The sequence below is a fragment of the Streptomyces sp. NPDC090021 genome (assembly GCF_044748225.1).
Classification (GTDB): domain Bacteria; phylum Actinomycetota; class Actinomycetes; order Streptomycetales; family Streptomycetaceae; genus Streptomyces.
Genome location: NZ_JBIVFO010000010.1, coordinates 1 through 13,559, shown reverse-complemented (window position 1 = coordinate 13,559; position 13,559 = coordinate 1). Strand labels below are relative to the sequence as shown.

Here is a 13,559-nt window from a genome sequence, read left to right as displayed (position 1 = left end):
TGCCGGCTATTCGGCGCGGCGGTCACCACGCTGTTCGGCACGCAGCCGGAACCAGTAGAAGCCGTGTCCCGCCAGGGTCAGCAGGTACGGCCACTCGCCGATCGGCGGGAAGCGCACGTCGCCCGTGAGCTCCACCGGGACCCGCCCGTTGAACGACTGCAGGTCCAGCTCGGTGGGCTGCGCGAAGCGCGAGAAGTTGTGCACGCACAGCACCAGGTCGTCCCCGAACTCGCGCAGGAACGCGAGCACCGCCGGGTTGGACGACTGCAGTTCGGTGTACGAGCCGAGGCCGAAGGCGGGGTTCGCCTTGCGGACCTCGATCAGCCGGCGGGTCCAGTGCAGCAGCGAAGAGGGCGAGGACATCGCGGCCTCGACGTTGGTGACCCGGTACCCGTAGACGGGGTCCATGATGACCGGCAGGTTGAGCCTGCCCGGATCGCAGGAGGAGAAACCGGCATTGCGGTCCGGGGTCCACTGCATCGGGGTGCGGACGCCGTCGCGGTCGCCCAGCCAGATGTTGTCGCCCATGCCGATCTCGTCGCCGTAGTAGAGCACCGGCGAACCGGGCAGCGACAGCAGCAGGGCCGTGAACAGCTCCATCTGCTTGCGGTCGTTGTCCAGGAGCGGGGCGAGCCGGCGCCGGATGCCGATGTTGGCCCGCATGCGCGGGTCCTTGGCGTACTCGGCGTACATGTAGTCGCGCTCTTCGTCCGTGACCATTTCGAGGGTGAGCTCGTCGTGGTTGCGCAGGAAGACGCCCCACTGGCAGTTCTTCGGGATGGCCGGGGTCTTGGCCAGGATCTCGGAGACCGGGTAGCGCGACTCTCTTCGCACGGCCATGAAGATGCGCGGCATGACGGGGAAGTGGAAGGCCATGTGGCACTCGTCCCCGCCCTTGGCGAAGTCCCCGAAGTAGTCGACGACGTCCTCGGGCCACTGGTTGGCCTCGGCGAGCAGCACCGTGTCCGGGTAGTGGGCGTCGATCTCGGCCCGGACTCTTTTCAGCAGCTGGTGGGTGCGCGGGAGGTTCTCGCAGTTGGTGCCCTCCTCGGCGTACAGGTAGGGCACGGCGTCGAGGCGGAAGCCGTCGATGCCGAGGTCCAGCCAGAAGCGGAGGGCGGAGATGATCTCCTCCTGGACGGCCGGGTTCTCGAAGTTGAGGTCCGGCTGGTGGGAGAAGAAGCGGTGCCAGTAGTACTGCTTGCGGACCGGGTCGTACGTCCAGTTCGAGGTCTCGGTGTCGACGAAGATGATCCGGGCGTCCTGGTACTGCTTGTCGTTGTCGGCCCACATGTAGTAGTCGCCGTAGGGGCCGTCCGGGTCCTTGCGCGACTGCTGGAACCACTCGTGCTGGTCGCTGGTGTGGTTCATGACGAAGTCGATGATCACCCGCATGCCGCGGGTGTGCGCGGCGTCCACGAACTCCACGAAGTCGGCGAGGTCGCCGAACTCGGGGAGCACGGAGGTGTAGTCGGAGACGTCGTAGCCCCCGTCGCGCAGGGGCGAGGCGAAGAACGGCGGCAGCCAGAGACAGTCGACGCCGAGCCACTGGAGGTAGTCCAGTTTGGCCGTGAGGCCCCTGAGGTCCCCGACGCCGTCGCCGTTGCTGTCGTGGAAGGAGCGGACGAGGACCTCGTAGAAGACGGCCCGCTTGAACCAGTCGGGATCGCGGTCCTTGGCGGGGGTGTCCTCGAAGGTGTCGGGGACGGGATCGTTGATCATCATGTGATGGGTGACCCTCCGGTGGGCGGGGACGGTCGCAGAGCGGCCAGAACGTGCGCGGGCGTGCGGCCCGGCTCTAGGCGCACGTAGTTCGCCCTGCCCCAGTGATAGGTCTCGCCGGTGAGCTCGTCGCGCACCGCGAGGGACCCGTGCCAGTCGAGGCCGAGTACCGGCATGTCCAACGACACCGTCGCCTCCTGGGTGTGGTGCGGATCGAGGTTGACGACCACCAGTACGGAATTGGCGCCCGCGTGCTTCGAATAGGCGATCACCTGTTCGTTGTCGGTCGAGTGGAAGTGGATGTCGCGCAGCTGCTGGAGCGCCGGGTTGCGTCGGCGCAGCCGGTTCAGGGCGGTGATCAGCGGGGCGATCGTGCGGCCCTCGCGGTCGGCGGCGGCCCAGTCGCGCGGCCGGAACTCGTACTTCTCGGAGTCCAGGTACTCCTCGCTGCCCTCGCGCACCGGGGTGTTCTCGCAGAGCTCGTATCCGGCGTAGATCCCCCAGGTGGGGGACAGGGTCGCGGCGAGGACCGCGCGCACCTCGAAGGCGGGACGGCCGCCCTTCTGAAGGTACTCGTGCAGGATGTCGGGCGTATTGACGAAGAAATTCGGCCGCATCACCGAGGCGGACGGGGTGGCGGACAGCTCGGTCACGTACTCGGTCAGCTCGGCCTTGGTGTTGCGCCAGGTGAAGTACGTGTACGACTGCTGGAAGCCGACGGCGGCGAGGGCGCGCATCATCGCGGGCCGGGTGAAGGCCTCCGCCAGGAAGATCACGTCCGGGTCGGACTTGTTGATGTCCGCGATCACCTTCTGCCAGAAGACGACAGGCTTGGTGTGCGGGTTGTCGACCCGGAAGATCCGTACCCCGTGGTCCATCCAGTGCCGCAGGATCCGGCAGGTCTCCTCGACGATGCCGGCCATGTCGGTGTCGAAGTGGACCGGGTAGATGTCCTGGTACTTCTTCGGGGGGTTCTCGGCGTACGCGATCGTGCCGTCGGCGCGGTGACGGAACCACTCCGGGTGCTTCTCCACCCAGGGGTGGTCCGGGGAGCACTGGAGGGCGAAGTCCAGCGCGATCTCCAGGTGCAGCTCACGGGCGCGCGCGACGAAGGCGTCGAAGTCCTCGATGGTGCCGAGTTCCGGGTGGACCGCCTCGTGGCCGCCCTCGGTGGAGCCGATGGCCCACGGCACACCGGGATCCCAACTCCCCGCCGAGAGCGTGTTGTTCGGACCCTTGCGATAGGTGGTGCCGATGGGGTGGATGGGCGGCAGGTAGACCACGTCGAAGCCCATCGCGGCGATCGCGGGCAGCCGCTCCGCGGCGGTCCGGAAGGTGCCGCTGACCGGCGCCCGGCCCGGTTCCAGCACCGCCCCCTCCGAGCGCGGGAACATCTCGTACCAGGAACCGAAGAGGGCCCGCTTGCGCTCGACCAGCAGCGGCAGCGGCTTGGAGGCGGTGACCAGCTCCCGGTAGGGGCGCCTGGCGAGCGCGGCGGCCACGGCGGGGGCCAGCGCGGCCTCGTACCGCTCGGCGGCCGGGCGGTCCTCGTCCCGCATGGTCCGGGCGGCGGCCAGGACGGCCTCGCGTCCGTCGCGCTTGGGGATCCGGGCCGCGGCCCGCTCGTAGAGCTCGGCGCCCTCCAGCAGCACGAGCCCGGTGTCGATCCCGGCCGGGATCTTGATCGCGGCATGGGCCCGCCAGGTGCCCACCGGGTCGCTCCACGCCTCGACGGTGTACGTCCACCTCCCCTCGGTCCCGGCGGAGACCCGGGCGCCCCACCGGTCGGTGCCGGGGGCGAGTTCGCCGAGCGGTACGGGGGGCCGCAGCCGCCCCTTCGGATCGCGCAGGAGGAGGTGGGCGGCTACGGCGTCGTGCCCCTCGCGGAACACGGTGGCGGAGATCTCGAAGACCTCGTCCACCACCGCCTTGGCGGGTCTGGCGCCGCAGTCGACGGCGGGGCGGACGTCCAGCACGGGAATGCGACCGATCATGATGGGATCACCTGGGGGCAGTTCGCAGGGCTCGGTGACAACAGGCCAGCCGGTATCACGACTGGTAGTGCACGCTCTGTTCGCTCTGTTTCTAGCCGCTCAAGAGACGGCTGGGCTGCGGGCATGGCCGCTCCTGTCCGCGTTCACTCGGGTGGCGGGGAGAGGGTTTGTGGGCGGGTGCGCCGTGCGTGTACCGCGTGTACCCGGGGAGCCCTTCCCACTCTCCCCCCGCCCAATCCGCGCACTTGGTTAACTACTCGTACGTAGTGGCACGGGCAATACCAAGGCCCCGCTCGACTTCCGGTGGGGCTCCGTCAAGTCGGCCGGGACTAGGTGACGTAGGAGCCCGGCACACCCGCCACACCGGCCTCCGGAACCCCTGGGGAACCACCCGCGCGGGGGTACGGGCAACGACGTCACGGGACCGTCCCGGGGCGGGAGTGGCCGCTGGTGCGGAGGGGCTCATGAGATCTGGCCGAAGAGGGTCCCTCCACGAACCGCGCGAGGCCGTCCGCGCCCCGGCGGCGGCCCTCCGGCCCTCCGCGCCCCGGCCGCTGCGGCCGCTGCGGCCGCAGCGCTCCGGCTCTGCCCCGGCACCCGCCGGGACCCGCTTGCCCCGCCGCCCGCCGATACCTGCGGCCGCCGCCCGCCACAGGCGCCATGGCCGGAACGCGGGGGCCTCGCTAGCCTTCCCGGGGTGATGCGCGGGTGCACAGCGTGGTGCGGCCGCTCCGATCCGCAATCCCCTGCGAAGGTGGAACGTGTGAAGGCTATCCGTCGATTCACCGTGCGCCCCGTCCTCCCGGAGTCCCTGCTGCCGCTCACCGACCTCGCGCGCAATCTGCGCTGGTCCTGGCATACCGAGACCCGCGAACTCTTCCAATCCGTCGACCCCGAGGGCTGGCAGGCCGCCGGCGGAGATCCCGTCCGGCTGCTCGGCACCGTCTCCGCCGACCGGCTCCAGGAACTGGCGGCGGACCGCCGGTTCCTGCGGCGCCTCGCCGTGGCCGCCGCCGACCTCGATGACTACGTCAACGGCGGGAGGTGGTACCAGAGCCGCGAGAACGGCGCGGAACTGCCCGCCGCCATCGCCTATTTCTCCCCCGAGTTCGGAATCACCGCCGCCCTGCCCCAGTACTCCGGCGGCCTCGGCATCCTCGCCGGGGACCACCTGAAGGCCGCCAGCGACCTCGGAGTGCCGCTCATCGGCGTGGGACTCCTCTACCGGCACGGCTACTTCCGCCAGTCGCTCTCCCGCGACGGCTGGCAGCAGGAGCACTATCCGGTCCTCGACCCCAACGAACTCCCGCTCGGCCTGCTCCGCCAGGACGACGGCACCCCCGCCCGCGTCTCGCTGACCCTGCCCGGTGGCCGCGCCCTGCACGCCCACATCTGGCAGGCACGCGTCGGACGCGTACCGCTGCTGCTCCTCGACTCCGACGTCGAGGACAACGACGCCGCGGCCCGTGAGGTGACCGACCGGCTCTACGGAGGCGGCAGCGACCACCGGCTGCTCCAGGAGATGCTGCTGGGCATCGGCGGGGTGCGCGCGGTGCGCGCGTACTGCGCGATCACGGGCCATCCCGCGCCCGAGGTCTTCCACACCAACGAGGGCCACGCCGGGTTCCTGGGACTCGAACGCATAAGGGAACTGGAGCGGGAGCAGGGCCTCGGCTTCGACGCCGCCGTCGAGGCGGTGCGCGCCGGGACCGTGTTCACCACGCACACCCCCGTCCCGGCCGGGATCGACCGCTTCGAGCGGAGCCTGGTCGCCCGGCACTTCGGCGAGGGCGGGGAACTGGCCGGCGTACCGGTCGAACGGATTCTGGAACTGGGCGCCGAGTCCTTCCCCGGGGGCGACCCCGGGGTGTTCAACATGGCGGTGATGGGGCTGCGGCTGGCCCAGCGGGCCAACGGCGTGTCCACCCTGCACGGCGCGGTCAGCCGGGAGATGTTCGCGGGCCTGTGGCCCGGCTTCGACCCGGCCGACGTGCCCATCACCTCCGTGACCAACGGGGTCCACGCCCCGACCTGGGTGGCCCCCGAGGTCGTCCGGCTCGGCGCCCGCCAGATCGGCGCGGGCCGCACCGAGGACGCCCTGTCGGTCGGCGGTTCCCGGCGCTGGGACGCGGTCGCCGACATCCCCGACCAGGACGTGTGGGACCTGCGCCGGGTGCTGCGCGAGCAGCTGGTGCAGGAGGTACGGGACCGGCTGCGGGCCTCGTGGCTCCAGCGCGGGGCCGCCGCCGCCGAACTGGACTGGGTGGACTCCGTACTCGACCCCGACGTGCTGACCATCGGCTTCGCCCGGCGCGTGCCCTCGTACAAGCGGCTGACGCTGATGCTGCGCGACCCGGACCGGCTGCGCAGGCTGCTGCTGGACCCCGAGCGACCGGTGCAGATCGTCGTCGCGGGCAAGGCGCACCCGGCCGACGACGGCGGCAAGCGGCTCGTGCAGGAGCTGGTGCGGTTCGCCGACGACCCGCGGGTGCGGCACCGGATCGTCTTCCTGCCCGACTACGGCATGGCCATGGCGCAGAAGCTCTACCCGGGCTGCGACGTGTGGCTGAACAACCCCCTGCGCCCGCTGGAGGCGTGCGGGACCAGCGGCATGAAGGCCGCGCTGAACGGCTGCCTCAACCTGTCCGTCCTGGACGGGTGGTGGGACGAGTGGTTCGAGCCGGACTTCGGCTGGGCCATCCCGACCGCCGACGGACTCGGTGCGGACGAGGACCGCCGGGACCACCTGGAGGCGAGCGCCCTCTACGAGTTGATCGAGGGCCGGGTCGCGCCGCGGTTCTACGACCGGGCCGGGCGCGCCGGGCTCCCGGTGCGGTGGATCGAGATGGTCCGGCGCACGCTCGTGTCGCTGGGACCGAAGGTCCTCGCCGGGCGCATGGTGCGCGAGTACGTGGAGCGGCTGTACGCGCCGGCCGCGCTCGCCCACCGCTCCCTGACCGCCGACGCGGCGCGGGACCTCGCCTGGTGGAAGGGCCGGGTCCGGGCGTCGTGGCCGCGGGTGGGCGTCGAGCACGTGGAGGCGCTGGCCGCGGCTCCCGTGAACGGCACCGCGGAGCTCGGAGCCACCCTGACCCTGCGGGTGCAGGTGTCCCTGGACACGCTGGCGCCCCAGGACGTGGAGGTCCAGGCGGTCGCGGGCCGGGTGGACCCGCAGGACGTGATCCGCGACGCGCGGACCTTCCCGCTCAAGCCGGCCGCCGGCCCGGACATGGAGGGCCGCTGGGTGTACGAGGGCCCGCTCGCCCTCGACCGCACCGGCCCCTTCGGCTACACGGTCCGCATCCTGCCGACGCATCCGCTGCTGGCGACCCCGGCCGAACTGGGCCTGGTCGCGGCCCCGGCGGGCACGGACGCCGGCGGTGGGGTGCTGCTGCGCTGACCGGGGTGCGAGCGGGGGAGAGGGGCGGGGGGCCATCCGCCGCCCCTCTTCAGCGGCGGTGGAGGACCTCCTGGGTGAACACGGGGGCGCTCCGGGCATGCCGAATCGTTTCTTCCCCCTGCTCCGCTCCTACGCTGCCCACGGGTGCCGCCGGATCCGGCACCCGAGGACCCGAGGAACGGACTGTCCCCATGCGTCTTGGCACCACCGCCGCCGTGTTCGCCGGCGCTCTCGCGCTCGCTCTGCCCACGGCGGGCCCCGCGCCCGCCGACGACCACGGCGGCCGCCTCGGCACGCTGGCCTACCGGTACGTCGACGACGCCGGCCGCGAGCGGCAGGGCCGGATCCGGCCGGCGGACGACGGCACCTGCTACCTGCTCACGGGCACCTCCCGCCGCGAGCCCGCCCTCGGGGTCACCAACAGGACGCGGTCGCGAGCGCTGCTGTTCGACAACCCCGGCTGCGCCGGCAGGGCGGTCGCGACGCTGCGGCCGAACGGGTCGGTGAAGGGCGTGCGGGTCGTGGCGGCCTTCTTCGAGCCGGTGCGCGATTCCGGTCACGGTCCGGGCCGAGGCGACTGGGGCGACGGCGGCGGAGAGCAGGGCCAGGGCCGCGGTGACTGGGGCGGCGGCGGAGAGCAGGGCCAGGGCCGCGGTGACTGGGGCGGCGGCGAGCAGGGGCGGGGCGAGCAGGGCGGCGCGGACGAGGCGGAGGCGACGGACGGGGCGCGGGAGACGGACGCCGCGGAGGAGGACCTCGTCTCCCGGATCCTGCGCGCCATCGGCTGACCGGACTGCCCCGGCGGATCCGGGAGAGCCGTTGTTCACCCCCATGGGACAGGGCCGCCCGGGGAGGTCTTCTCCCGGGCGGCCCCGTGTCATCTGTCGGCCCAGCCGTCGCTCAGGCTGCCCCGAAGGGTCAGAAGGTGAGCTTCCAGCTGTTGATGTAGCCGGTGTCCAGCCAGGCGGCGTCCCTGACCCGGAGCTTCCAGGTGCCGTTCGCGACCTCAGAGGAGGCGTTCACGGTGAAGGTCTGGACGATGTTGTCCGCGCTGCCGCCGCTGCGGTTGCGCAGGTTGTAGACGCTGCCGTCGGGGGCGACCAGGTCGACGATCAGGTCACCGACGTAGGTGTGGACGATGTTCACGTCCACCTTGAGGTTGCTCGGGGCGTTGCCCGTGCGGGTCACCAGGATCGGGGACTCGACCGTGGCGTTGTCCGTGATCTGGTAGTCGTTCGTGTTCTCGAAGACGTTCTGCTGGCCGGTTCCGACCGTCCAGGTGAAGGACGCCGTACCGGTCTTGGCCTGCGAGTCGGTCACGGTGACGGTCACGTTGGACGTGCCCGCGGTGGTGGCCGTACCGGAGATCAGGCCGGTGGAGGCGTTGATCGACAGGCCGGCCGGCAGGCCGGTCGCCGCGTAGCTCAGCGCGCCCGGGTTGGTGCTGGTGGCCTGGACCTGCAGGCTCACCGCGGTGTTGATCTGGGTGTTCTGGTTGGCGATCGGGGTGACCGAGACGCCGCTCACGATGCGCGGGCCGACGTTGATGGCCGCCCAGGCGTTCGCCGCGTTGTTGTAGGTGGTCGAGCCGGCGCCGTAGAGGTCGGCCGCCGCCTGCAGGGTCGCCGTACGGGCGGCCGCGTAGTTGGTGTTCGACTTGAACAGACCGGTGGTCAGCGCGCGGAACCAGATCTTCGAGGCGGCGTCGCGGCCGATCGCGGTGACCGGGAGGCCGTCGGAGGTCGGGGAGTCGTAGCTCACGCCGTTGATGACCTTGGCGCCGGAGCCCTCGGAGGCCAGGTAGTACCAGTGGTTGGCCGGGCCCGAGGAGTAGTGGACGTCGATCGAGCCGATGCCCGAGTACCAGGAGTCCTTGGACGAGCCGTCCCTGCTGGGCTTGTCCATGTAGCGCAGCGGGGTGCCGTTGCCGCGGATGTCGATCTTCTCGCCGACCAGGTAGTCGCCGACGTCCTGCGGGTTGTTGGCGTAGAACTCGACCGCCGCCGCGAAGATGTCGGAGGTGGCCTCGTTCAGGCCGCCGGGCTCACCGCTGTAGGTCATGTTGCCGGTGACCGAGGTCAGGCCGTGGGTCATCTCGTGCGCGGCCACGTCGGTGGAGGTGAGCGGCTTGGCGTTGCCGTCACCGTCGCCGTACGTCATGCAGAAGCAGGAGTCCTGCCAGAACGCGTTCACGTAGTTGTTGCCGTAGTGGACCCGGCTGTACGGGGCGACGCCGTCGTTGCGCAGGCCGTTGCGGCCGTGCACGTTCTTGTAGTAGTCCCACGTGACCGCGGCGCCGTAGTGCGCGTCGGCGCCGGCCGTCTCCAGGTTGGACGGCAGGCCGTTGCCCCAGACGTCGTCCGGGCCGGAGAAGAGCGTGCCGGTTCCCGACGAGCCGCGGTTGAGGTTGTATGTCTTGTGGTTGCCGCGCGCGGCGTCGGTCAGGTTCCAGGTGCTGCCCGACTGGGTGGTGCCGAGGGTCACCTGGCCGCTGTACATCGTGTTGCCGGTGCCGGTCTCGACGGCCTGCCACTCGGTGATCTTGGCGCCGGTCCTGGCGTCCGTCACCACGTGCAGCTCGTTCGGCGTGCCGTCGTGCTGGAGTCCGCCGACGACCGTCTCGAACGCGAGCCGCGGAGCGCCCTCGGCCGCCCAGATCACCTTGCGGGCGTTCTTGGAGGCCTTGGCCTCCTTGGAGCCCTCGGCGTTGGCGGCGGAGACCGCCTGGCGCTCGGCGGCCGCCGGGGTGACCGAGGCCTCGGTCGTCGCGACCTTGATCTCGTGGTGGGTGGCCTTCGTCACGCTCTTGGTGACGCCGTTCCTGGCGTGGACGGTCAGGTCGCCGCCGAGGACGGGCAGACCGTCGTAGGTCCGCTCGTACGTGGTGTGCGTGGTGCCGTCCGCATCCTGGACGACGTCGCGGACGACGAGCTTCTCGCCACTGCCGAGGCCGAGCGCCTTGGCCGCCTGCGCGGTGGTCGAGTTGGCCTCGGCGAGGAGCGTCGCACGCTCCGATGCGCTGAGTACGCGGTTGGCCGCGCCCGGGTTGGACTGGGCGGCCTTGGGTGCCTGTGACGCGGTGGCGTCGGCGGTGGCGGTTCCGGTCTGTATACCTACGGCGAGCAGGGCTGCCGCGGCAACGAGCGCGCCCGCCGCGGTGGCACGCCTCTGGGGGGTGGACCTCAACGCAGACTCCTTCTGCAAGGGGGGTTCCGGATGGCTGGGTGGGCCTCCGGGCAGAGCAGGTGCGGTGCGATGAACGGTCGAAGATTGCCACTTGGCGGGTCGAATGTCAGGGCCGCGTCAAAATGTTGGCCGGAAACGGTTCGTTGTTCGAAGATGCATATCCGGTATCCGGACCCTTCACCTTCGTGTGCGCGCAGGGCGTCCGGGATGCGGAACGCCAGCTACCGTTTGCTAACACTTGCGCAACAAGAGGCTGGGTTGACCGAAACGGCGTTTACCGTACGGGCGTTTGTCGTACTGTTTGCCGGTGCGGCAGATGTTCATCGCCAGGGGAAGCGTGAACACTTGCCACTGTCATAGACCACGTGCCAGGGGGGCCCATGAGGCATGTTCATTTTCCTGCGCAAAGAGTGGCCAGGGCGGCCCATGGAACCCTGGCGCCTGTGCGGCGCCTCGGGGACAAGGCCCGCTGGTACCGTCCTGCCGCGATAGCCGCCGACTTCTTCGGTGCGGCCGTCCCTGTGGCGCTCGTCTTCGACGCCGCCCAGCAGGTCCGGCCCGTCTACTGCGCCCTGGCCGCCGCGGTGGCGTGGACCGGGATCCAGGCGTTGCGCCGCCGGTACGCCACCCGGGCGCTCGGTGAGTCCCGCGGAGTGCTCCCGGTCCTTCACGACTGGCTGATTCTGATCGGCGTCCTGGCCGTGGCGCGCGTGGTGACGGAGGAGGACACGCCCCGGCTGTCCGCCCTCGGAGCCCTGCTGCCCGCCCTGCTGATCACCGTCGCCTGCCACAAGCTGACCTACCGGCACCTCTCGGCGGCCCGCCGCGAGGCCCAGGCCGTGAGCCGCGTGCTGGTGATAGGGGAACCCGACGCGGCCGAGGACGTCATCGCGCACCTCGCCGCCCGCACCGACCACCCGTACGTCGTCGTCGGCGTCGTCCCGGTCGGCACCGGGCCGCTCGCCAGCGGAGTCCCCGTGGCGGCACGGCTCGACAGCGAAGCGCCCGAGGCACCCGGTGTCGACTCCGCGGCCGTGCTCGGTGCGGTCCTCAGCCACCATGCCGACCTGGTGCTGGTGGCGCCCGGCGTGCGCTTCACGGGGGAGCGGCTGCGCCGCGTCGCCTGGGCCCTGCATGACGCGGGTCTCGAACTCGCCGTCTTCCCCGGGCTGGTGGAGGTCTCCGTCAAGCGCCTGGAGACCCTCTCCGCGGGCGGACTCGCCGTGCTGCGCGTCGCGCCGCCGGTCGGCCGTGGCGTGCAGACGATGCTGAAGTCGGTGCTGGACCGGGTGGGCGCCGCGGCGGGCCTGCTGCTGCTCTCCCCGTTCTTCCTCGGGATCGTCCTCGCGATCCGCTTCGGCTCGCGCGGTCCGGCCTTCTACCGGCAGCGGCGCATCGGCCGCGACGGGGTGCCCTTCGTCATGTGGAAGTTCCGCACGATGGTGGTGGACGCCGACGCCCGCAAGGCCGAGCTGGCCGGGGCCAACGAGAACGACGGCCTGATGTTCAAGATGCGGCGCGACCCCCGGGTCACCCGGGTGGGCCGGCTCCTGCGCCGCACGTCCCTGGACGAGCTGCCGCAGCTCGTCAACGTACTCATCGGCGACATGTCGCTGGTCGGCCCCCGCCCGCCGCTGCCCGAGGAGGTGGCCCAGTACGACGAGGTCGAGCTGCGCCGGCTCACCGTGCGGCCCGGGATGACGGGGCTGTGGCAGATCAGCGGCAGGTCGGACCTGTCCTGGGACGAGACGATCCAGCTGGACCTGCAGTACGTCGACAACTGGTCCTTCACCAGTGACGTCGACGTGATGGGCCGTACGCTCCGCGCCGTCGTCGACGGTCGCGGAGCGTACTGAGGGGCCGAGGCCGCCTGTGCGATCAGCTCTGCTCGCGCCACCACTTGTACGTGGAAGCGATGCCGTCCCGCAGCGGGATGCCGGGCTTCCAGCCGAGCGAGGTCAGGCGGCCGACGTCCAGCAGCTTGCGGGGCGTCCCGTCCGGCTTGGAGGTGTCCCACGCGAGCCGGCCCCGGAAGCCGGTCACCTCGGCGACCGTCTCGGCCAGTTCGCGGATGGTGAGGTCCTCGCCGCAGCCGATGTTGACGGGCTCGTCGCCGTCGTAGCTCTCCAGCAGCACGGCGCAGGCCGCGGCCAGGTCGTCCACGTGCAGGAACTCCCGCCGCGGGGTGCCGGATCCCCACAGCGTGACCTCCTCGCGGCCCTCGGCGGCGGCCTCGTGGAAACGCCGGATGAGCGCGGGCAGGACGTGCGAGGTCTCCAGGTCGAAGTTGTCGCCGGGCCCGTAGAGGTTCGTGGGCATCGCCGAGATGTACGAGGCCCCGTACTGCTTGCGGTACGACTGCACCTGGACGATGCCGGCGATCTTCGCGAGGGCGTAGGCCTCGTTGGTCGGCTCCAGCGGTCCGGTCAGCAGCGCGTCCTCGTGGATCGGCTGCGGTGCCATCTTCGGGTAGATGCAGGAGGATCCGAGGAACAGCAGCCGGCCCACACCGGCGGCGTGGGCGCCGCCGATCACGCTGAGCTGGATCTGCAGGTTCTCCTCCAGGAACTGCACCGGATACGTGCTGTTGGCCATGATCCCGCCGACCTTGGCGGCGGCCAGCACGACGGCGTCGGGGCGGACGTCCTTCAGATACGCGCCGGTGGCGGCGGCGTCGCGCAGGTCGAGGTCGGCACGGCCCCGGGTGAGCACCTCGTGGCCGTCGGCGGTGAGCCGCCGGGCGACCGCGGACCCCACGAGGCCGCGGTGGCCCGCGACGAAGACGCGGGCGTTCGGGGGGAGGAGCGGCAGCGAACTTGTCATACCGCCGATGATGCCAGTCCGCTCCCGCGGGGGCCGCAGTGGTCCGCGGCCGGCGCCCCGGCCGCGGCCCCGGCCGCGCCGGACAGCGCTGTCGGCGGGCCACGGTCTGCGGCGTCGGACAGTGCTGTCGGCGGGCCACGGTCTGCGGCGCCGGACTCCGCTGTCGGCGGGCCCCGGTCTGCGGCGTCGGACAGTGCTGTCGGCGGGCCACGGTCTGCGGCGTCGGACAGTGCTGTCGGCGGGCCCCGGTCTGCGGCGCCGGACTCCGCTGTCGGCGGGCCACGGTCTGCGGCCCGGACCCGCTTCCCGCGTCGCCGGCCGCCCGGGACCCGGTTCCGGTGCCATCCGCCGGGCCGGCCACCGCTCCTGACCGGGCGACGCCCCGGGGCGTCGCCCGGTCAGGAGCGGAGATCGGAAGAGCGGGGTGTGGGGAA

7 protein-coding genes are annotated in these 13,559 nt (G+C 71.4%); 3 read left to right on the top strand and 4 right to left on the bottom strand.

The genetic code is table 11. From position 1 onward, the window contains the following. Nucleotides 1–6: 6 nt before the first annotated feature. The gene (gene treS / locus ACIPXC_RS09695; protein ID WP_401615310.1) at nucleotides 7–1,725 is read right to left on the bottom strand and encodes a maltose alpha-D-glucosyltransferase; all 1,719 of its coding nucleotides are present in this window, start codon (nucleotides 1,723–1,725) and stop codon (nucleotides 7–9) included. Continuing rightward, a complete protein-coding gene (locus ACIPXC_RS09690; protein WP_401615308.1) occupies nucleotides 1,722–3,716 on the bottom strand; it encodes a maltotransferase domain-containing protein in 1,995 nt (664 codons plus the stop codon). Before ACIPXC_RS09690 ends, treS begins: the two co-directional genes overlap by 4 nt. A 763-nt stretch (nucleotides 3,717–4,479) precedes the next feature. Between ACIPXC_RS09690 and glgP the strand changes: the two genes are divergently transcribed. Both glgP and ACIPXC_RS09680 read left to right on the top strand, forming a co-directional pair. Continuing rightward, nucleotides 4,480–7,116 carry an alpha-glucan family phosphorylase gene (gene glgP / locus ACIPXC_RS09685; RefSeq protein ID WP_401615306.1) on the top strand — a complete coding sequence of 879 codons (2,637 nt, stop codon included), beginning with the start codon at nucleotides 4,480–4,482 and terminating at the stop codon, nucleotides 7,114–7,116. 191 nt (nucleotides 7,117–7,307) lie between these two features. After that, nucleotides 7,308–7,904, top strand: coding sequence for a hypothetical protein (locus ACIPXC_RS09680; protein WP_401615304.1), 597 nt, complete (start codon nucleotides 7,308–7,310; stop codon nucleotides 7,902–7,904). A 130-nt stretch (nucleotides 7,905–8,034) separates the two neighbouring features. Here ACIPXC_RS09680 and ACIPXC_RS09675 read toward each other — a convergent pair whose 3' ends face one another. Further along, nucleotides 8,035–10,302: a M4 family metallopeptidase gene (locus ACIPXC_RS09675; protein ID WP_401615302.1), complete on the bottom strand. Its 2,268-nt coding sequence runs from the start codon at nucleotides 10,300–10,302 to the stop codon at nucleotides 8,035–8,037. 380 nt (nucleotides 10,303–10,682) lie between these two features. Here ACIPXC_RS09675 and ACIPXC_RS09670 point away from each other — a divergent pair, with 380 nt between their 5' ends. Further along, nucleotides 10,683–12,158, top strand: a complete 1,476-nt coding sequence (locus ACIPXC_RS09670) for a sugar transferase (RefSeq protein WP_401615300.1) — start codon at nucleotides 10,683–10,685, stop codon at nucleotides 12,156–12,158. Between the two features lie 22 nt (nucleotides 12,159–12,180). On the opposite strand, the gene ACIPXC_RS09665 is transcribed toward ACIPXC_RS09670, so the two are convergent. Then, the gene (locus tag ACIPXC_RS09665) at nucleotides 12,181–13,125 is read right to left on the bottom strand and encodes a GDP-L-fucose synthase family protein (protein ID WP_401615298.1); all 945 of its coding nucleotides are present in this window, start codon (nucleotides 13,123–13,125) and stop codon (nucleotides 12,181–12,183) included. Between the last annotated feature and the right edge of the window lie 434 nt (nucleotides 13,126–13,559).

Bases quoted from the DNA above. Each gene is read 5' to 3' on its own strand.
- ACIPXC_RS09680 (WP_401615304.1), top strand. From the start codon at position 7,308: ATGCGTCTTGGCACCACCGCCGCCGTGTTCGCCGGCGCTCTCGCGCTC.
- ACIPXC_RS09690 (WP_401615308.1), bottom strand. From the start codon at position 3,716: ATGATCGGTCGCATTCCCGTGCTGGACGTCCGCCCCGCCGTCGACTGC.
- ACIPXC_RS09670 (WP_401615300.1), top strand. From the start codon at position 10,683: ATGAGGCATGTTCATTTTCCTGCGCAAAGAGTGGCCAGGGCGGCCCAT.
- ACIPXC_RS09665 (WP_401615298.1), bottom strand. From the start codon at position 13,125: ATGACAAGTTCGCTGCCGCTCCTCCCCCCGAACGCCCGCGTCTTCGTC.
- treS (WP_401615310.1), bottom strand. From the start codon at position 1,725: ATGATGATCAACGATCCCGTCCCCGACACCTTCGAGGACACCCCCGCC.